This window comes from uncultured Ruegeria sp., from assembly GCF_947500045.1.
Lineage (GTDB): Bacteria > Pseudomonadota > Alphaproteobacteria > Rhodobacterales > Rhodobacteraceae > Ruegeria.
On sequence record NZ_CANMQQ010000002.1, the window covers coordinates 247,718 to 267,603 of the forward strand.

The 19,886-nt window shown below is 56.3% G+C and carries 18 protein-coding genes and 1 tRNA gene; 7 read left to right on the top strand and 12 right to left on the bottom strand.

What is annotated here, in order from left to right; all coding sequences use genetic code 11:
* Positions 1 to 88 precede the first annotated feature (88 nt).
* Positions 89 to 1,774: a chloride channel protein gene (locus tag Q1B46_RS04665; RefSeq protein ID WP_299945205.1), complete on the top strand. Its 1,686-nt coding sequence runs from the start codon at positions 89 to 91 to the stop codon at positions 1,772 to 1,774.
* Here Q1B46_RS04665 and Q1B46_RS04670 read toward each other — a convergent pair whose 3' ends face one another.
* Positions 1,775 to 3,145, bottom strand: coding sequence for a DUF3179 domain-containing protein (locus Q1B46_RS04670; RefSeq protein ID WP_299945208.1), 1,371 nt, complete (start codon positions 3,143 to 3,145; stop codon positions 1,775 to 1,777).
* Positions 3,146 to 3,479: 334 nt separating this feature from the next.
* Between Q1B46_RS04670 and speB the strand changes: the two genes are divergently transcribed.
* Positions 3,480 to 4,451, top strand: a complete 972-nt coding sequence (gene speB, locus Q1B46_RS04675) for an agmatinase (RefSeq protein WP_299945211.1) — start codon at positions 3,480 to 3,482, stop codon at positions 4,449 to 4,451.
* 30 nt (positions 4,452 to 4,481) lie between these two features.
* Here the strand turns inward: speB and Q1B46_RS04680 are convergent, their stop codons facing one another.
* The 8 genes from Q1B46_RS04680 to Q1B46_RS04715 all read right to left on the bottom strand — a co-directional run bounded on the left by Q1B46_RS04680 (position 4,482) and on the right by Q1B46_RS04715 (position 13,748).
* Positions 4,482 to 5,702 (bottom strand): aminopeptidase P family protein, encoded by a 1,221-nt coding sequence (locus Q1B46_RS04680; protein ID WP_299945213.1) that lies wholly within the window; start codon positions 5,700 to 5,702, stop codon positions 4,482 to 4,484.
* A 161-nt stretch (positions 5,703 to 5,863) separates the two neighbouring features.
* Positions 5,864 to 7,075 carry an ABC transporter permease gene (locus Q1B46_RS04685; RefSeq protein WP_299945216.1) on the bottom strand — a complete coding sequence of 404 codons (1,212 nt, stop codon included), beginning with the start codon at positions 7,073 to 7,075 and terminating at the stop codon, positions 5,864 to 5,866.
* 5 nt (positions 7,076 to 7,080) lie between these two features.
* Entirely contained in the window at positions 7,081 to 8,355 is a 1,275-nt protein-coding gene (locus Q1B46_RS04690) for an ABC transporter permease (protein ID WP_299668208.1), read from the bottom strand.
* Positions 8,356 to 8,425: 70 nt separating this feature from the next.
* Positions 8,426 to 9,517: an extracellular solute-binding protein gene (locus tag Q1B46_RS04695; protein ID WP_299668205.1), complete on the bottom strand. Its 1,092-nt coding sequence runs from the start codon at positions 9,515 to 9,517 to the stop codon at positions 8,426 to 8,428.
* Between the two features lie 102 nt (positions 9,518 to 9,619).
* Positions 9,620 to 10,720, bottom strand: coding sequence for an ABC transporter ATP-binding protein (locus tag Q1B46_RS04700; protein WP_299668203.1), 1,101 nt, complete (start codon positions 10,718 to 10,720; stop codon positions 9,620 to 9,622).
* A 132-nt stretch (positions 10,721 to 10,852) separates the two neighbouring features.
* Positions 10,853 to 11,566 carry an Asp/Glu racemase gene (locus Q1B46_RS04705; protein WP_299945220.1) on the bottom strand — a complete coding sequence of 238 codons (714 nt, stop codon included), beginning with the start codon at positions 11,564 to 11,566 and terminating at the stop codon, positions 10,853 to 10,855.
* On the bottom strand, positions 11,563 to 12,708 hold the full coding sequence (locus tag Q1B46_RS04710; RefSeq protein WP_299945223.1) for a Xaa-Pro peptidase family protein: 1,146 nt from the start codon (positions 12,706 to 12,708) through the stop codon (positions 11,563 to 11,565). Before Q1B46_RS04710 ends, Q1B46_RS04705 begins: the two co-directional genes overlap by 4 nt.
* Positions 12,705 to 13,748, bottom strand: coding sequence for a pyridoxal-phosphate dependent enzyme (locus Q1B46_RS04715; RefSeq protein WP_299945225.1), 1,044 nt, complete (start codon positions 13,746 to 13,748; stop codon positions 12,705 to 12,707). Before Q1B46_RS04715 ends, Q1B46_RS04710 begins: the two co-directional genes overlap by 4 nt.
* Before the next feature lie 341 nt (positions 13,749 to 14,089).
* On the opposite strand from Q1B46_RS04715, the gene Q1B46_RS04720 reads away from it, so the two are divergent.
* From Q1B46_RS04720 to Q1B46_RS04735, 4 genes are all read left to right on the top strand, one after another.
* A tRNA-Leu gene (locus Q1B46_RS04720) sits at positions 14,090 to 14,175 on the top strand.
* A gap of 20 nt (positions 14,176 to 14,195) precedes the next feature.
* Entirely contained in the window at positions 14,196 to 14,939 is a 744-nt protein-coding gene (locus Q1B46_RS04725) for an FRG domain-containing protein (RefSeq protein WP_299668192.1), read from the top strand.
* The gene (locus Q1B46_RS04730) at positions 14,939 to 15,994 is read left to right on the top strand and encodes a DUF262 domain-containing protein (protein WP_299668189.1); all 1,056 of its coding nucleotides are present in this window, start codon (positions 14,939 to 14,941) and stop codon (positions 15,992 to 15,994) included. Before Q1B46_RS04725 ends, Q1B46_RS04730 begins: the two co-directional genes overlap by 1 nt.
* A gap of 89 nt (positions 15,995 to 16,083) precedes the next feature.
* Complete coding sequence (locus Q1B46_RS04735) at positions 16,084 to 17,088, top strand: Eco29kI family restriction endonuclease (RefSeq protein WP_299668186.1); 1,005 nt, start codon at positions 16,084 to 16,086, stop codon at positions 17,086 to 17,088.
* Here the strand turns inward: Q1B46_RS04735 and Q1B46_RS04740 are convergent.
* Together Q1B46_RS04740 and Q1B46_RS04745 are read right to left on the bottom strand one after the other, a co-directional pair.
* Complete coding sequence (locus Q1B46_RS04740; RefSeq protein WP_299945228.1) at positions 17,060 to 18,244, bottom strand: DNA cytosine methyltransferase; 1,185 nt, start codon at positions 18,242 to 18,244, stop codon at positions 17,060 to 17,062. The two genes, Q1B46_RS04735 and Q1B46_RS04740, sit on opposite strands and share 29 nt — an antisense overlap.
* Before the next feature lie 270 nt (positions 18,245 to 18,514).
* Positions 18,515 to 18,751 (bottom strand): helix-turn-helix transcriptional regulator, encoded by a 237-nt coding sequence (locus Q1B46_RS04745; protein WP_299668180.1) that lies wholly within the window; start codon positions 18,749 to 18,751, stop codon positions 18,515 to 18,517.
* 74 nt (positions 18,752 to 18,825) lie between these two features.
* Between Q1B46_RS04745 and Q1B46_RS04750 the strand changes: the two genes are divergently transcribed.
* Complete coding sequence (locus Q1B46_RS04750) at positions 18,826 to 19,317, top strand: hypothetical protein (RefSeq protein ID WP_299945231.1); 492 nt, start codon at positions 18,826 to 18,828, stop codon at positions 19,315 to 19,317.
* A gap of 125 nt (positions 19,318 to 19,442) precedes the next feature.
* Here Q1B46_RS04750 and Q1B46_RS04755 read toward each other — a convergent pair whose 3' ends face one another.
* The gene (locus tag Q1B46_RS04755) at positions 19,443 to 19,877 is read right to left on the bottom strand and encodes a hypothetical protein (protein ID WP_299668175.1); all 435 of its coding nucleotides are present in this window, start codon (positions 19,875 to 19,877) and stop codon (positions 19,443 to 19,445) included.
* Positions 19,878 to 19,886 lie beyond the last annotated feature (9 nt).

The window sequence follows — 19,886 nt, forward strand, 5'->3', positions numbered from 1 at the left end:
CCTTCTGTGAACATCTTGTTGTAATCCGACTTTTCTCAGGCCTCTGAGTGGCTTACTAAGGGGCAGGCGACCACCTCCACGAGGGCCAATGACTCAATCGACCCGCACCGTGCTGCGCAATCAGCTCAACCAAGCCCTCGCGGCGCTGCGGGATGCCTGGCGGGTGTTGCGCCATCGTGGCCCCAGCCAAATTCAATTCTGGTTTATCGCGCTGGTCATCGGGATCGCTGCAGGTTTTATGGCCCTTGGGTTCCGCATGGCGATTTCGTCCTTGCAGGCCTATCTCTATGGCACCGACAATATTCTCTTTCTCCACAGCCACGCCGAGAAACTGCATTGGCTTTGGATTTTCCTGACCCCCGTGATCGGGGGGCTGGTTGTCGGGATAATCCTGCACAAATTCACGGATGATGGCCGCGTGCGTTCGGTTGCGGACGTGATCGAAGGATCGGCCATCACAGATGGACGGGTTGAAAAGAAAGCCGGGATCGCCTCGTTCTTTGCCTCGCTGATTACGCTCAGCTCTGGCGGATCCACGGGGCGGGAAGGCCCGGTCGTGCACATGGCGGGGGTTATCTCAACCTGGGTCAGCGATCGCATTCATGCCGATGGTATCACCGGGCGCGACCTGCTGGGCTGCGCCGTGGCCGCCGCCGTTTCGGCCAGTTTTAACGCCCCCATCGCCGGGGCATTGTTCGCTCTTGAAGTGGTGCTGCGCCACTTCGCCGTCCACGCTTTTGCGCCTATCGTTATCGCTTCGGTCGCGGGCACGGTGATCAACCGGCTCGCTTATGGCGACGTGACCGAGTTCACCTTGGATACGCCCGGTTCGCTGCAATTCTACGTGGAATTGCCCGCCTTCCTGATCCTCGGCCTGATCTGCGGACTAGTGTCGCTGCTGCTGATGCGGTCGATTTTCTTTGCCGAAGATATCGGCACACATATCCAGAACCGCCTGTCCCTGCCACGCTGGCTACGGCCCGGAGTTTCAGGCGCAATGCTAGGCCTGCTGGCGATCTGGTTCCCTCATATCATAGGCGTCGGGTACGAGACCACGATCCGCGCCTTAACCGGAGACCTCGTGCTGACCACAGCCATTTTGTTTGCGGTCATGAAAACCGTCGCGGTGGCAATCACCATGGGCGGACGCATGGGGGGCGGCGTGTTTTCACCGTCATTGATGATCGGAGCACTGACCGGGCTGGCCTTTGGCCTGATTGCCACCGGTTTGCTGCCGGACGTGTCGGGCACCCACACGCTCTATGCCTTTGCCGGAATGGGGGCAGTGGCGGCGGCGGTGCTGGGTGCGCCGATCTCGACCACGCTGATCGTATTTGAGCTGACCGGAGACTGGCAGATCGGCCTCGCGGTGATGGTTTCGGTCTCGATGTCCACGGCGTTGGCCTCGCGCCTTGTGGACCGTTCGTTCTTCTTGACCCAGCTAGAGCGCCGCAACGTGCATCTGGCAGCAGGACCGCAGGCCTATCTGCTGGCCATGTTGCGTGCAGGTGCCGTTATGCGACCGATTGGCGATCCGCGCTCGATCACCAAGGACGAGGCGCTGGAGTTGGTCGAACAGGGTCTCTGCGTCAAGGCCAGTGCCACGCTTGAAGCCGCCATGCCCTATTTCGACCGCGATGACATCCCTTGTATTCCGGTGGTGATCGTCGACACGGACGGCTGTGAACAGCCGGTTGGTGCTCTGTATCACGTTGATGCGCTTAAGGCCTATAACCGCGCGCTGGCTGCGACTGCCGCCGAAGAACACTCGTGATCAGTCGCTATAAACGCTGGCCGCGTCGCCCAGATAGTTGTCCCAGGCAAACCAGTACGAGATGTGCCCTGCCACACGGGGCAACTGCGTGCCGTCCGGGGCAACCAGCGCCTCTTCGGTGACCGTCCACCTGTTGCCTGCCTCGTCCAGCAGCCCGCCACCGGTGGTTGCGCGGAACTGATGCACGCCACGTTCATAAGCGCGCACGCTGCGCTTTTTGGGGTCACCCATCAGCATCAAAGCCCGCCCACCGATGGCATCATTGATCACGGGTCTGCCCGTGAAAGCATCCAAAGGCCAGGCTCGGGCCGCACCGAACTGGCGCACTGCAAACACATAATCCTTTTGTCGGTGCGCGGACTGATCTACCAGAGCCGGGAACATCAAATCGGGCGAGGCGAAATATTCTCGGTAAACGACGCCAGAGCCATAGTTTCGCCGATACCCGGTGGTCTCCGACAGCACGCGGGTGCCGGGGTGCGAGGCCTTCCAGCTATCCCACCGCGTAATTACCACCGGGCGTTGCTTTAATTCGATCCCGCTGTCGACCAGAGGGCCAACGACCGGCTTGCCGGTGTACTGGTTCCACAGTGAATGTGTCTCGCGATCAAACATCAGTTTGTTTGACCGATAGAGAAACCCGGACGAGCCAAATACAAGTGGTTTCCGGCGCCCCGCCACCTGCGTTTCGAACAAAATCCCCGAGCCGCAGAGCGTGCAATAGGCCAGCGCAACCGAAACGCCTCCGATCACGTCATTGAACATCTCGTGCCAACCCATGATCCGCAGCGGATAGGCGCGCTCATCTCCGTTAATCGAGACGCCAAAGACAAGATCGTCATCTTTCAGATAGTCCGCCTGTGCCGCCGGAATTAGCTTGGGATTGTCCAGCGATGGGATGCCATCCTTGACCACGCCGCCCCAGGCGATCTCTTCCAGCCGGATCTTCATTTTGCTGCGCTTTAGATATTCAGGGCGCAGAAATACATCGAAGTTCTGATCTACGCCCAACAAAAGCTCGCGTTTGAACGGAACCAGCGACGGATGGGGAACAATCTGAGGGTTCCTTTCTTGCCATAGCATCCATTCGAACCAACTTGCGCCGAGGGATTCTCCGGTCAGTGTTTCCATGACCTTCGTAATGTCTCCCACACGTCGCCCGCTGAACCGCATCGATGTCAGAAGTGCTGATACAACATCGGGATCGCCGCGCTTGATCAGAAACTCCATACTTGTTTTGAATTCTGCATTCCCTCCGAACACGGTTGAGCGTACGGCGCTATGAACAGGGTCGTCCTGCGCCCACAATGTCGCGGGCACGAACATCCCTGCACCCAGCAATCCGGCCAAGCCTCGACGTGTGATCGACATGGCATCCTCCGATTTCGTCCATCTCCAGTCTGCCTGTAAAGCGCATCACATTCACGCAACACCCGCGTGAACCGTTCGTAACATCCCGAAGCTTCGTGCATCCGGCATAAACACGAGCAAACCAGTGTGATCGGGACGTGATGCATGCCTTTGGCAACCTGACATTCGCGTAAGTGCTTGCTCTGATAAATGGCCAAACAGAATTAGTTCGCAGGCATATTCCGGTGCCTCGACAACGCGTGTATCAACCCACATGATAACCGGCGAGGCTACGGTTGATGACTCATTTGTCACGATGGCAAATGTAAAGGAATACGAAGAAGGGAAGCACTCTATGCAGGATCATGGTTATGAAGCGGGCAGGTTGAACCTGCCGTTTGTCGGTATCTCGACCTTCGCCAAATCTCCATACGTCGAGAATTGGAACGAAATCGATGCTGACGTCGCGATAGTGGGGGCACCGTTTGATTTCGGCACTCAATGGCGCCCGGGCGCACGATTTGGGCCGCGGGCTGTGCGCGAAGCTTCGACCTTGTTCAGTTTCGGCCACGCCGGGGCATATGACCATGAAGATGACGCGACCTATCTGGATGGTTCGGTGCGGATGGTCGATCTGGGGGATGCGGATATCATCCACACCAAGACTGAAGAAAGCCACGCGAATATCGCGCATGCTGTGGGCAAGATCCTGCAGGCGGGTGCTTTGCCGGTGACCATTGGTGGCGATCATTCAATCAACATCCCCTGCATCAATGCCTTTGCCGAAGAGTGCGCGCAGAACGGGCCAATCCATGTGGTCCAAATTGACGCGCATTTGGATTTTGTCGACGAACGACATGGGGTGACCGTCGGACACGGCAACCCGATGCGGCGGGCAATCGAGAAAGACTATGTCTCGGGCATGACGCAATTGGGTATCAGAAATGTTTCATCCACTGCAAAGGAAGGCTACGAGGATGCCCGCGCGCGCGGGTCGGATATCTTGTCGGTGCGGCAGGTGCGCAAGTTGGGATCCGAGGCGGTGTTGGCACGCATCCCGGAAGGCGCGCGCTATTATGTGACGATCGATATCGATGCCTTTTGCCCCTCGATTGCTTCGGGCACCGGGACGCCCAGCCACGGGGGATTTCAGTATTACGATGTGCTGGAGATTCTGCAGGGATTGGCCAAACGCGGCGATGTCGTCGGCATCGATCTGGTCGAAGTTGCCCCGGCGTATGATCCGACCGAAAGCACGCAAATCCTGGCGGCTCAGCTGCTGCTGAACTTTCTGGGCTTTATCTTTCACGAACGCGCCCAGCGGTAGTAGGTGGGGCGATCAGCCCCACCCGTTTTCTTATGCGTCGATAATGTTGTGTCCGGGACCGTAAGGGAAGCCGGTGATGTTCTCGGCGCCGTCTTCGCCCACCACGAGGATATCGTGCTCGCGATAACCTCCTGCGCCGGGCTGGCCTTCGGGAATCCACAGCATCGGCTCGATCGAGACAACCATGCCGGGTTCCAGCACCGTGTCGATATCCTCGCGCAATTCCAGACCAGCCTCGCGCCCGTAGTAGTGGCTGAGGATGCCAAAGGAATGGCCATAGCCGAATGAGCGGTATTGCAGCAGACCTTCATCAGCGAACAAGCGGTTGATCTCGGCGGTGATGCCCGAGCATGTTGCACCGGGTTTGATCAGGCTCAGACCCAGTTCGTGCGCAGCCACGTTTGCCTTCCACAGACGCAGGCTATCAGCATCAGGCTCGCCCAGAAACAGGGTGCGTTCCAGCGCTGTGTAATAGCCCGAGATCATCGGGAAAGTGTTCAGCGACAGGATATCGCCTTTTTGCAGTGCACGTTTGGTGACCGGGTTATGCGCGCCGTCTGTATTGAGACCCGACTGGAACCAAACCCACGTATCACGGTATTCAGCTTCTGGATAAGCGCGGGCAATCTCGGCTTCCATCGCGTCGCGACCGGCCATGGCGATCTCGATCTCGGTCGCGCCTTCGCGGATGGCCGCGTGGATGGCTGCTCCACCCACGTCTGCTGTACGGGCTCCGCCTTTGATCAGCTCGATCTCTTCTGCCGATTTCACCATGCGGGCGAACATTGTGTCAGGTGCAATGTCGATCAGTTCCGGCCCGCCCAACATCTCCAGCGCCGTATTGCGTGCAGCCAGAGTAATATGGTCGCCTTCGATACCAATTCGTTTGGCACCACCGGTCAGGTTGGACACGGCGCGCCAGTAATTGTCGCGCTTCCAGTCGGTGTAGATCACGTTGTCCTCGACCGAGCGGCGCCACGGCTGACCGGCATCAATGTTGGCAGATACGGTTGTACAGGCATCCTGTGTCACCACGCAGCCGTAAGGGCGACCGAAGGAGCAATACAGAAAGCCTGAATAATAGGCGATGTTCTGCATTGACGTCAGCAGCACCGCCGGGATGTCATGCTTGGCCATAATCGCACGCAGCGCACCAAGGCGGCGGTTATATTCGCCCTTGCTGAACGGCAGGGGGGCTTTTTCACCATTGTGGCAGGTGAAATATTCGGGGCGTCTGGTTGTGTCTGTCATCACTGGTTCTCTCATCTATGCCGGGCGGCAAACCCGGCCACTTGTCCCGGCGTTCAGGACAGGCGGTCTCGGGGTCCGAGAGCCGATCACCCCCGATGATACCGCGACGCCATCGCGGCTGAGGTGAACGGGTGAATCGTTAGATCAGGTGCGCGTCTGCGTCAAGCCGGAGAAAGCCCTCGCAGACGTTCAGACCGGCGGCGCAGCAATTCGACCGTGGTCAATAGTGCGATCGACAGGACAACGAGGATTGTCGCAACAGCCAGAATGGTCGGGCTGATCTGTTCCCGCAGGCCGGTGAACATCTGCCATGGCAAGGTTTTCTGGCTGGCCGAGCCGACGAACAGCACCACGACGACTTCGTCGAACGAGGTGATGAAGGCAAATAGGCCACCCGAGATCACGCCCGGCAGGATCAGGGGCATCTGAATCTTGAAGAACGTCCGCACCGGTCCCGCGCCCATATTCGCCGCTGCCCGGGTCAATGAGCGATCAAAGCCCACAAGTGTTGCAGTGACGGTAATGATAACAAACGGGATACCCAAGACCGCATGGGCAAGGATCACTTTCACATAACCCACGAAGTTCTTGTTCATGCCCAGCGTACCTTCCATGAAGCGACCGATATCGCTGTAGAAGAAGAACATGCCGGTGGCCGAGATAATCAGCGGTACGATCATCGGTGAGATCAGGATGCCCATGATCGCACGGCGGCCGGGAACGTGGCTTTGGCTGAGGCCGATGGCCGCCAGCGTGCCGAGAGAGACCGAGATGACTGTCGCAATCGGCGCAATGATCAGTGAGTTCTTAAAGCTGCGCTGCCATTCATTGTTGGTAAAGAAGTCGCGATAATGCTTCAGCGAATACCCTTCGGGGTCGAGACTCAGCATCTCAGGCGTGAAGGTAAAGAAGTCTTGCGCGTTGAACGACAGCGGCAGAACCACAAGGATTGGGGTGATCAGGAACACGAAGATTGCGCCGCAGGTCACCCGGAACAGATAGTGATAGAACACCTGTTTTGGCGTCAGATAGCTGAGTAGTTTGCGGCGATAACGGCCTTCATAAAGCCAATAGATAAAGAAGATGAAGAACCAGCCGCCCAACAGGCCCAGAATGCCACCCATCGGACCTGACATCAGGAAACCGACGACGCCGAAACCCAAGATATTGATCCAGCGCGCCAGTTTTTCGTTCTTCAGAACGTTGATGTAGACCCAGGCTAGCGCCGCGATTAGCGCCGCACCGCCCAGGATGCCCAAAAGGATCGAGCCGTTGCCCGCGCCGACAAAGACGCCGGCGAAGGCGCCCGCCAAGGCGACACTGGGCAGAACCATGGAGAGAGGTTTGCGGGATATCGGTGTAAGTGCAGCCATGTCGATTATCCCAACTTCACGTTATCAATGCCCACGATCTTGTCGTAGACCCAGTAGAGCAGCATGACGACACCCAGCAGGATCGTGCCCAGAGCCGCGGCCAGACCCCAATTCAGCGAGGACGAGATGTGATAGGCGATCCGGTTCGAGATGAAGACACCTTTGGTGCCGCCCACAATTTCAGGCGTGATGTAGTAACCGATCGACAGAATGAACACGAGGATCGAGCCCGCTCCGATACCTGGAATGGATTGCGGGAAGTAAATACGCCAGAAGGTCGTCCAGTTGGTCGCGCCCATGGATTTCGCCGCCCGGGTATAAGTCACCGGGATCGTCTGCATCACTGAATACATCGGCAAGATCATGAACGGCAGTAGGATATGCGTCATCGCAATGATCGTGCCTATCTGGTTGTTGATGATCACCAATCGCGCGTCGTCGGCCACAAGTCCAAGCCAGACCAATGTTTCATTAATTACGCCCTGTTGTTGCAACATCACTTTCCACGCCGAGGTACGCACCAGAAGTGAGGTCCAGAATGGCAGGAGGACAAGGATCATCAGCAGGTTCGACACCCGCATCGGCAATGTCGCCAGCAGGTAGCTAACCGGATAGGCCAGCAAGATACAGGCCCCGGTGATTACCAGAGACATGAATAGTGTGCGGCCAAACAGCTTGATCAGAATTTGCTTATCTTCGGGCTGCGACTGCGCGCCTTCGGGCGTGCGGCGCATGTCGACCGCATTCAGGAAATAACCATTGGTGATGGCGGGCGAGTGGGTCTTGATCACTGCCCAGGTATTTGGCTCTCCCCAGCCTTCGTGAATCTCGATGATCTGTTCCTTGAACGGCCCATCGGTTTCGGGGTCCATCTTGCCCATTTTCCGACCCGAGCGGCGGAACATCGAAGACATACCAGTCTCTTCGTAGTTCAGACGCGACCCCAGGCGGGTATGTGTCTTGCTGTCGACAGCGATGACCATATCGCGGACAAAGGCGTCATAGACGGCCTCACCGGGTAATTCGCCACTGTGCTCATCCCAGCTTTGCAACGCCTCGACGGTCAAGGGCAGTGTTTCCTGCACGATGTTGTTTTCGACCGACCGGAACAGCATTGAAGCGATCGGTACGATGAATGAGAACAGGACGAACAGTAGCAGAGGGGCCACCAGCATCAACGCGCGCAGCTTCTGCCGCCGCAACGAACGTGCCAGCGATTGCTTGAGCGGCGTTCCATCCGCTGCCAGCATAGGTCCGGCGTTTTGGCTTGCGTCAGTCATTGGTGCCCCTTGGGTTTTCTTTGATCCGGGGGCGGCGCACCGCCCCCGAAATTGTCAGGTAATCAGATACTTACTGTGCCAGCCACGCCTGGAATTTGGCGTCGATGTCGTCGCGGTAGTCAGCCCAGAACTCGTAGTTATACAGGAACGTGTTCTCGGCGTTTGCCGGGTCGGTTGGCATATGCGGCGCCATGTCGATGCCCAGATCTGCGTGCTGACCTACCAGCGGTGCAGACGAGGCGCGGGCCGGACCGTACGAGATGTACTTGGCCTGATCCGCCAGACGCTGGGTGTCGGTTGCGAACATGATGTAGTCCAGCGCGCGCTGCTTGCGCTCATCGCTTAGGCCAGCCGGGATGATCCAACCGTCCAGATCGAATACCTGCGCGTCCCAAAGCATGGCGACGGGTTGCTTCTGTTCTTCAATCACGCTGAACAGGCGGCCATTATAGGTCGAACCCATGACAACTTCGCCATCGGCCAGTAGCTGCGGCGTATCTGCACCGGCAGACCACCAGACAACGTTGTCTTTGATGGTGCCTAGCTTGGCCAACGCTTGTTCCTGACCTTCCGGAGTTGCCAAAACGTCATAGACGTCGTCCTTTGCAACACCGTCACAGAGCAGGGCCCATTCCATGTTGTTGATTGGGCGCTTTTCCAGCGAACGCTTGCCGGGATAGTTTTCCAGATCGAACACGGCGCAGATATCGCTGGGCGGAGTGTCACCCACCAGATCGGTGCGATAGCCGAAAGTGGTCGAATACACGATTTGCGGGATAAAGCAGTCGCTGACCAGCAGGTCACCGAAATCATCCGCGGCCGAGGTGCCATCGGGCGCCGGAGCCAGCATGGTGTCAGGATCGATTTCCATCGCCAGACCCTCGTCGCACAGACGGATCGCATCCGCTGCAACAACGTCAACCACGTCCCAGGTGATGTTGCCGGCTTCGTTCATCGCGCGCAGCTTAGCCACAGCTTCAGCCGAGCTGTCATCATTCAGAATGGTGACGCCGGTCTTTTCCGAATAGGGCTCGTGATACGCCTTGAGCTGCGATTTGGAATAGGCGCCACCCCAAGAGACGATGGTCATCTCTTGCGCGGAAACGCCACCGGCCGCTGTCATCAGAGCCGCTGCGGTCAGCAGTGTCTTTGTTGGTTTCATGTGTTACTCCCAGTACATCCCGTTGATTGTATGGTCAGCTAGCGCACGGGATTCGCCAGCCGGTCCCTCAGTGAAGCCGCGTTTGTCCCCACGCGGCTTGGTCTATGCGTCGAGCGCACGACAATCCTTGGCTAGCCAGCCGATTTCGATCTCTTGACCGGGTTTCAGGCGGATGGCATCGGGGGCGTTCCGTGTCTTGACAATGAACTCGTCATTGCCTGCCACCGACATGCGGAAGCGGAACACGTCGCCCATATAGATGAATTCCTTGACCGTCGCCTTCAGCGTATGCGCATCGGCGTGCAGGCGGTCCTTGTTGAATTCCACGCGTTCGGGCCGGATAGAGACTTTGGTCCGTTCGCCCGCTTTGTGCACGTTGATCGGCACGGCGTCGATTTCCGATCCGTCATCCAACTGCACAAGGCAGGTGTCACCATCGATCGATTTCACCACACCTTCCATCGTGTTGTTTTCACCGATGAATTGCGCAACAAAGCTGTTTTCGGGCTCTTCATACAGCTGATCCGGCGGGGCCAGTTGCTGAATGCGGCCATCGTCGAACACCGCGACACGGTCGGACATGGTCAATGCCTCGGTCTGGTCATGGGTCACGTAGACGGTGGTGATGCCCAGCTCATGCGCGAGACGGGTAATCTCGAACTGCATATGTTCGCGCAGCTGCTTGTCCAGTGCGCCCAGCGGTTCATCCATCAGAACAAGTTCAGGCTCAAACACCAGAGCGCGCGCGAGGGCGATCCGCTGTTGCTGTCCACCTGACAGTTGCGCGGGGCGGCGATTGCCGAACTCACCCATCTGGACCATGTCCAACGCCCGTTTGACTTTGGCCTCACGCGTGGATTTGTCCAGCTTGCGGACTTCCAGCGGGAACGCAAGGTTCTCGGCCACGGTCATATGCGGAAACAAAGCGTAGTTCTGGAACACCATCCCGATACCGCGTTTATGCGGTGGGATGTTGTTGATGGGCTTCCCATCCAACAGAATCTCGCCATGAGTGGCTGTTTCGAATCCGGCAAGCATCATCAGACAGGTGGTTTTACCTGATCCGGACGGCCCGAGCATGGTCAGGAATTCGCCCTTTGGCATTGCCAGGTTAAGATCTTTGACGACGAGATTCTCGCCATCATAAGACTTTTGAACGCGTTGAAATTCGACAAACGCGGCGTCGGTGTTTGTGTCGGTCACAAGACCCCCTGTTGCGTCAAATGATTACCCGGTTGGTCCGGATTTCATTGATCCTCTCGTGCATTGAAGCCGAGGCTAACAAATGGTCGCAAGCCCGTAAAGCAATTGAGTTACCCATAGCGTCGCTTTTACCTAGTTTTGCGACATGTTCATGTGTTTCATATGCCATGCTAGGCTTTGGTTACTTGACAAAACCGGCTTACGGATTCGTGCTTCGATCTGGGGAATTGCTGCAAGGGTTCGCAGGTTTGTACAGCTGAGGAACACTGCATCGACGGTCGAATCAGTGCCCAGACGGACTGCGGCTTCGACGACGGACTCGGTTGAAATACGTACAACTTTGGCCTCTTCCGCCTCACCGAATGTGCCAAACACATCCATCGTGATCCCCTGGTCCGCAAAGGCGCGTCGCAGCGGGGTGTTCACCTCTTCGATATAGGGTGAGAGGAGGGCAAGTTTCGATACTCCTCGATCCTTGGCGCAGGCCGTCGCCGCGCGCAAAGGGTTGGTCACAATGTCGACATCGCAGGTTTGTTTTACCATTTTCTCAACCTGCTCGGATCCGATGACCGAACTGGCGGACGTACAACCATAGCCGACGACCCGATATGGCCGCGCCTTTGGCAGTAGATCAGCGGCTGCAGGCAGGTCGGTTTCCATCTGCGCCAGTGTGTCGGTATTGACCTCGGCCGCACTTGGGATGCGGCTCACATAGAGTGGGCTTTTATCATTGGCAAAGAGCGCGCTGAATTCTGGCTCGATTGTTTCATCTGTTTGCAGAACGATCAGACCCATCGGCACCGCGGAGCGGTCATCGGGATCGAGTGTATATGGCAAAGTGTTCATAGCTCGGCAATCTCCGGTCCGATGCGGGGGCTGAGGAATTCGGGCGCACCCTCGGTTATCAGGATGTTTTCCTCATGCACGATAATCTTATCGTTCACGGCAATGCCCGGTTCCAGCGTCAAAACCATGCCGGGCTGTAACTCGGTATGATCATCAGGGATGAGAGAGGGCCATTCTGTCAGCGACATACCCAGCCCGTGGCCCAGACGACCGGCATCGGTCCCTTCGCCGCCATCAGTCAGAATTGCATTCATGGTGTGAAACAACTGTGACGCGGTGGCACCGGGGCGGGCCTGGTCAAATGCAGCATCCGAGGCCTCAATCAACCGCGCATGGGCCGCGCGAACCGACGCGCTTGGCGGGCCGACCGACCAGTTGCGGTCGTAGTCGCAGAAATACCCATCGCGAACGAGACCGGTATCCAGCATCAAAACATCGCCCGGCTCCAACGGCGTTTGCGTGGCGGGTGAGATCACATCCGTATACCCGCCTTGCTCGGCCCCTCCGGCCAGATAGGGGACCCAGTCGGCCCCTTCCTCAAGGCAGAGCATCTGAAAGCGCCGGAACACCTGATCAAGGGGGGTACCGACCGAAGCAATTTCAGGCACCCGCGCAAAGGCCCGCGCACCGATTTGGCACGCGGCACGAATCTTAGCCACTTCGGCATCAGACTTTACCATCCTCAGCGTGCGCAGGATGCCTCGGTCGCCGGTAATCTGACGCGCTCCGATTGCCAATTGGAGGCGTCTCAGGTCGGCCAGCGGCATCCGCACATGGGTCTCATGCCCATCGGGGCAACCGATTTGGGCACCTTCCGGAGTCAACTCGGTCAGCGCATCAGCCAACAGGGACACACCGTCGTCGTTGAGGTCCGGCGCACTCCAGCTCCGAATATCATCAATCCATGTTTGCGCCATGAGCGCCGCACCGATTGACGGAATGACAGCAACCGGTTTGCCCGAGGCGGGCACGATCAGAAACCATGGCCGGGTCGGGCTTTCCCAGAAACGCGTGAGATAGCCCGTGAAATAGCGCAATTCGGGCTCGGTGGTCAGCAGTAGGGCAGATAGACCGGCTTGCTGCATCTGATCTTGCGCGCATGTTACCCGCACTTGGAACTCTGACGGCGCGAAGCCGATCATGCGGGTTGTTCCGTCAGCATGCATAGAACCTTGGCATCTTCGCCGATTCCCAACCCGGTACGGGCAGCGTCGTTCAGTACAGCGGCAATTCCGGCCCCTCCCGACGCGCTGGTCTCCAAATCTGTCTCAGCCATGATCGGAAGCTGCTCCGCGACATCAGAGTCGTCTATTGTCAGAAACAAATCAGCATCACGGGCAAGCCCATTCAATGCGATCAGCGAAGGCTCCTTGCAGTCCAACCGTCCCATGATGCTGTCGGGGCCATCGGCAAATACACTGTGGCCGGCCTCAATACTGGCCTGAAGCGCGGGGGCCGATGACGGCTCCACAACAATGATCTGGGGCGCGTCACCCCAAGCTACGCGCGCGTAGGCTGCAACTGCCCCCGCCATGCCACCAACACCAGCTTGCAGAAGAATGTGGGTTGGCACCTCTGGGCATTGTTCTGCCGTTTCGACTGCCATCTGCAGATAGCCTTCCATCAAGAGGTGTGGGAGTTCGGTATACCCCTCCCATGAACTGTCCGAGAGCAGGGTCCACCCGTTTTCCTGCGCTGCCCTGCTCGCAGCATCCATACTGGCCGCGTAATCTACACCAGCCCGAACCACTTGAGCATCTTGCGCGCGCAGTCGTTCGGCAAAACTTTCTGGAACGGTTTCTGCAATATAAACCACTGCCTCCGCTCCGAAGGTCCGCGCACCTGCGGCCATGCTCAGCCCGTGATTGCCAGCGCTCGCCGTGATGTAGGTGCGCCCTTTTAGAGTGCTGGTATCCGGGTTGTCCGAGGCTTCATTCGCTTGGCAGGCGATTACATATGCGGCACCCAAGGCTTTGAACGACCCAAGGCCCATGCGGGGCCGTTCATCCTTGACCCAGAGATTTGCAACAGGTGCAATCGCCGACGCGTCAATCAACGGAGTCTGTTCGAAATCCGGGCAAAAAGAGCGATGCCGTCCCAGGCGAATGGTTTCTACGGATGGATAGGGTGCCTGATCCGCAAGCTTTGACCCATTTCGAAACGGGTTGCTGACTATCTTCATCTTTTGCTCCGTGAACTGTGGTTGCGCTGACGTGAACGAATTGGCCGAACGCTGTCAAGTTCAGGTTTAGATCGCAGGACCCGTGTCTGGGTTGTGATCAATGCTGCCCACGAAAGGTTCGATGAGATGAATGAGCATCTTTTCAATCGATTTGGTTGGTTGTAAGAGTTTGCGAACGTCACCTGCGAGGTTTGAAAATACCTCTGCTGTGATGTGCGGGCGTGATGGAATGGTAGACATATCGGACTTAAAATCCTGCGCTTCCGCCCGTAATGCGCATTGTATTCATAGCCTTGTGGTCGTATGGAGATTTCCAGGCCCGAAATAGGCCCGACACGCTCGCCCGCGTGGTGGAATGGTAGACACAAGAGACTTAAAATCTCTGGGCCGGAAGGCCGTGCCGGTTCGAGTCCGGCCGCGGGTACCACAATTTGAGTAGATATTTTTATGAAGTACGACGATAGAAACATCTCTAACATCGGTGAGTTGCTAGATTGCTTAGCGGACCAAATCCCGGAAAATGAGCAAGTCTGGTTTCGAGGTCATGCAGATACGGAATGGGGCCTCACATGCACTCTTGCCAGAAATGGTGGAATGCAGAACGAGTTCCCATTGATTAGACGCTTTAAACAAAACGCTCTTCCTTTGATCACCAATAGACCTGGTGACGAATGGGAATGGTTGTTCCTAATGCAGCACCACGGTCTCCCCACACGCTTATTGGACTGGTCGGAAAGCGTCTTAGTCGCATTGTATTTTGCGGTTAACGATGACGGCTCTGATCACGAGGATGAAGATGGTTGTATTTGGGCGTTGCTGCCACATGAGTTGAATGCAATTTCCTTGCGCGATGACAATGCTAAATCGGTACTTGGTCTCGGTGACGACAAGCATTTTGACGATTACCTGCCGAGCAAGATCGGGGCTCAGGTCCAGACGTTTCAACCTCTTGCGGCGACTGCCGTAAGGAACAATCCGCGCATCCAGATGCAGCAAGGCGTCTTCACGGTTTCGCACAAGGATTTGTCTGGTCTAGATGAGCTTCCGGATACGAGCCCGATCTGGAAGTTGATTATTCCTGCAGGGCAGAAGGCGGTGTTTCGGAGCCAGCTTAAAGCTCTAAACCTAAGCAAGCTGTCTCTTTTCCCGGAACTCAGTAACGCAGCCGAACATGCCAGGAGCTTGGTCTGATGTCCAATTTTGAAATAAGTGCCATGTCCGACTCATCGGTTTTGGGTTTGGTCGATATGCGTGAGTCCATTCAGATTGACCCTGAATATCAACGGCCTGGCGGGGTGTGGTCTCTAGCCAAGAAACAGCTGTTCATAGACTCGCTGATCAACCGATACGATATCCCGAAGTTTTACTTTCATCATCTTATCGGCGCTCATGCTGAAGAAGGCATGCGCTATGCGATTATTGATGGTAAGCAGCGTCTTCAAGCGATTTGGGATTTCTTTGATGGTGAATTCGCACTGTCACGTGACTTTGTGTATTCCGATGATCCGTCCATTGACGCAAAAAACATGAAATACAATCAGATCGCAGATAAGTTTCCAAGGTTGATTATGAAGCTGCATGCCAGGACGCTTTCCGTGCAAACTGTTTTGGCTGAAGATCTCGATTTCATTGAAGATATGTTTTCTCGCTTGAACGAGGCTGTTCCGCTGGCTGCGGCCGAAAAGCGAAATGCTTTTGGTGGACCGCTGCCTACCATTTTTCGAGAAGTCTCTCAGCATCCCTTCTTTACAAACAAGATTAAGGTATCGCCCACAAGGTATCGACATCATGACCTGGTCGCGAAACTTATTTATCTTCAGTTTAGGTCGGACTTTGTTGACACTAAGAAGGCGTCGCTGGACCACTTTGTTAAGAGTGGGCGGGCTGATGATTTTGATCATAACCTACTGGCGAGTTCTGTTGACCAGGTATTGGCGGCTCTCGCCGAGTTGGAAGCAATGTTTGTCGACAATGACGACCTTGTACGCTCGACCGGTATGATTGTTGTGTACTTCCTGCTTGTCTCCAAGCTTCTCGAGGAAGGGCGAGCAATCAACTTCGGACGATCCGAGCTGATTGGTTTTGAAGAATTGAGGCGAAGAAATCGCGAGCTCTTTGCGTCTGATGAAAACGAAAACGAAGACGTCGACTTTAAGTTGATCGAATTCGATGAACTGGCTCAATCCTCAAACGACGGCTCTGCGATTCAACGGCGCTACGAGCTGTTAAGGGAGCATCTTACGTAGTTGTGTACAATATTTATGTACACACTTGACGTCTTTGGCTGCGTCTCCCATCTTGTGTACAAACTTAATGTACACAGGGGGCATTATCAATGGGGAGCACACCGTTAGCATCACTCACTGAGCTTGCAGGTATTGCGAACGTCTCGCGACAGGCGGTCTGGAACTGGTCGAAGCGCAAGGCCGATTTTCCGGCAGCCGTGAGCGAAGGACCTAACGGCCCCGTCTACAGTGTCGCCGAGTTCACCGCATGGTTGGAACAGGACGGCAAGACCGTCGGCGGAGCGCTTAAAGGCAGCAACTCCGTCGCCACAGACCTGCTCACAGCAGATCCAAAGAGCACGCGGGCCGTGATCGAAGGGCTGAGTGCGGTCAAGAAGAAAAAACTGCGACAGGAACTGATGGATCAAATCCGGGTGCTTCAAGAACTGGAAGCAGAGCTGGACGCGATAAAGCAACCAGAGCATATTTTTGACCCTTCAAACCCAAACTACATGGGACGGTTCACAGCGGCGGCCCTATTGATCCAACCGCGGCATCCCTTGGAAGAAGTGGAGAAATTCTACGGCGCTGGGGTCTATGCGCTGTACTATAAGGGTGAATTTGCAGCGTACGAGAAGATATCTGGAAAGGAAACTCCGCTCTACACCGGCAAAGCCGATCCAAAATTCGCCCACGCTGAAAATCCCACAGAACAGGGCGACTCCCTAAGCCGACGTATCAACGAGCACAGGAAGAGCATTGAGCTGGTTTCGGGCCAAGGCGGCATAAGTCTCGAAGATTTTGAAGTCCGATATCTGGTGACGGCAAGCGGGTTTCAGGTGACCGCTGAGAATTTCCTGATCAGCTACTTCAAGCCGATCTGGAACAAGGAGACCAAAATCTGCTTCGGCATCGGTAAGCACGGCGACGATGCGAACACCCGAAAGAACAAGAAGTCACCTTGGGATACGCTTCACCCGGGGCGGAAATGGGCGCTGGCAAGTGAGGAGCTTAAAACGCCGGAAGAAATTGCGGCGGACATATCTGACCACCTGGACGCATTCCCACCTATCGACGCGATCGACTTTAAGTCCCTTTTGCTCGGCGAGGCTTGATGACGGCGAGCTTGTCGCGAACGCTCTCCGCGACCACTCGGCCGAGTTTTACCGGAACGGCATTGCCAAGCTGGCGCATCGTCTCTGACCAAGATCCATGAAAGATCATGTCGTCGGGGAATGTTTGCAAGCGGGCTGACTCCCGAACAGTAAAGTACCTTACGCTTCCATCTGGCCGACGTAGCATGTTCTCGCCGCCTGGTACGCCGTGGACGCCAGCCTTCAAAGTCTTCGCAGGTTCGTCTAGCGGACTGCCGGTGTGTCCGGGGTATGTTCTGGCACCGGCTTGGAACTTATGGTCGCGGATACCCGCACTTTTCCTCGGTTCCTTTTCAGGGTCGGGTAAATCTGAGATCGCTTCTCTGACAGTCTGCCAGGCCGCTTGCGAGGGGCGAGCCTCCAAGCGCGAAGCGCGTTGCATTTGCTTTTCGTCGACGGGCCGGTCTTTCTTCCGGACCCTCTGAACGTCCCAATACTCACCGGAACGCCATTTGTCCCAAAGCAGGGCCTCTTGCGAATGTGAGGCCTCGGGGAAATGCCATTCGATAGCGGTGTCCGACCTAAAGCCGACGATGAACACTCGCTCACGTTTTTGCGGAACACCATAGTTCGCTGAATTGAGCACCCTCAAAGCGACACGATACTCTAACCCACGGTATCGTCCTCTTGTCTCATAGTCTTCCAATCGGGCTAGATGGTCCAGCCATGGCTCGTCTTTCTTTTCGACCATCTCAGGATGTCTTAGCTGCAGCCGAATGTACTCAAGGTAGTTAGCAAAAGTAGTGCGCGTGAGACCCTTCACGTTTTCGAAGACAAATGCTCTCGGTTTCAAATTTCGGACGGCTCGAATTGCTTGTGGAAACATGTCGCGCGAGTCTAGGTGGGCCTTGTGTCTTCCGCCCAACGAGAACGGCTGACACGGAGGGCCGCCTGTAACAAGATCCACATCACCTGTGATGTCTTCAAAATTGAATTCGCGAACGTCAACCTCGTGTAGTGGCCAATCGGAAACTAGGTCAATTCCTAGCTTCTGGTTCTCTCGTATCGTGTCACACGCCCATTTGTCCCAGTCCATTACGGCTGCAGGTTGAAAACCTGCTTGGCTAACCCCGAGTCCAAGTCCACCCGCGCCAACAAATAGTTCGACTGATCTCATGCCGTACCTTTGCTTGTTTGTTCTTAGGTATTCGGGCTAGTCAAGGTCGTCCTCACGCCGAATACTCTTTCGTTTTCCAAATCATTCACGTCAATATGTAGGGAATTTCCTTCGACCCGTACATAGAAATTGTGCGATTCAGTCTATTGGTAAAAATTCCTATCCGGCCCGGAGACACAGGCCTAGCTCGATGGAAATTCCACTCAACATGGGTTTAAGGCCGGTTTCGCCCGCGAGGAGTTAAGAGGTTATGGTACTCGTTGAATGTCCTTAGTCGTCAATATAGGCGTTCAAGTAGAGCCCGGCGTCGACGCCGAGTGCTTCGCACCAGTGCTTAAACTCAATGACGTCAAGACGCCGTTCACAACCCTCGACCTTAGCAACGAAGGACTGCGGCTTACCCAAGGCGTCGGCGAGGGCCTGCTGGGTCATGCCGACCGAAACGCGCTGATCGCGCAGTCGCCTGATGAGCGACCTGTACTCGTCGTCGTAGATGCTCTTGGCCACCCGCACGTTCCATTTGACTGCCTGTACAGGTCGCGGTAATCCCGAAACAGAATTATCCCAAAATAGGATAAATTATGGGACGGAACGGCGGGCTGACCTCGACCCAGAGGGGCAAGATCGCGGAACTGCACGTGGCGACGGCGCTGATGTCACAATCCTCAGGGCGCCTATCACCGTTCGAGCCGCTCTCGGACGACCACGGCATCGATCTTGTCGTCCTCGACAAGGAGAGCGGCCGCGCGCTTCCCATTCAGGTTAAGGCATGGCTCCTAGATCCCGAGAAGCCGGTCAGGACCGTCCAATTCGATGTACAGAAAACCACTTTCGGCAAGGGCAAGCCGGGCGTGCTGATCTGCGTCGTGGTGAAGAAGGAAACGTTGGAGATAGCCATGTCCTGGCTCATACGTATGGCGGAGATACCGTCCATTGCGACCGACAAGCCCAATAAGTTTGCCCTGGCTCCGAGCATCGCCGAAGGTTCGAGAGACAAGTACGTACCCTACAGGCACTTGACCATCGCATCTTTGACTGAGGCGGTAGAAGCCGAACTCCAGAACGACTGCTGATATCATCCCATTGGAGGGAATAGCCCCGGCGCACGGTTAAAACGCCGGGGCCACGTCGTCGCGGGTCGGTTAAGATGCGGGAGGAGGCCGCAGCAGAGGGTGCCCTGCATCCCGCGATAACGTCTCTAGGTTCGTCTACCTCGAACGACTTCGATCGCATCCGGAAGGCTCAGCAGCCTCCCGCTCCGCGCGCTGCGAACTTGCTCCTCCTGTGCCCGTCGCATCGTCTCACGGTCCGCTGTCTTAGTGTCGAGCCCCACCTTTAGGGCTCTCGTCTCATCGCTGTTCCTGACGGCCAGATCGAACTCAATATCCTCGTGGCTCAGTGGCAGCTTTTCGGGCTGGAAGCCAGCGGTGCCGCCTAGCGCATGTTCCGTGAGCTCCGGATGCGCCTCGCAGACGGCCTCGTAAGCTTTCAGATAGGGCTCTCCTGTCTTATCCGAGCGGGCCGCTGCGAGGCGATCCAGTTCGCGATTAGCATCGACGGCGACCGTCTGCGCCGCTTTGTTCAGGCACTCGATGACCTGTCCTCTGGTCTGTAGGTGGATGTCCTTAGTCACGTTCTCTCC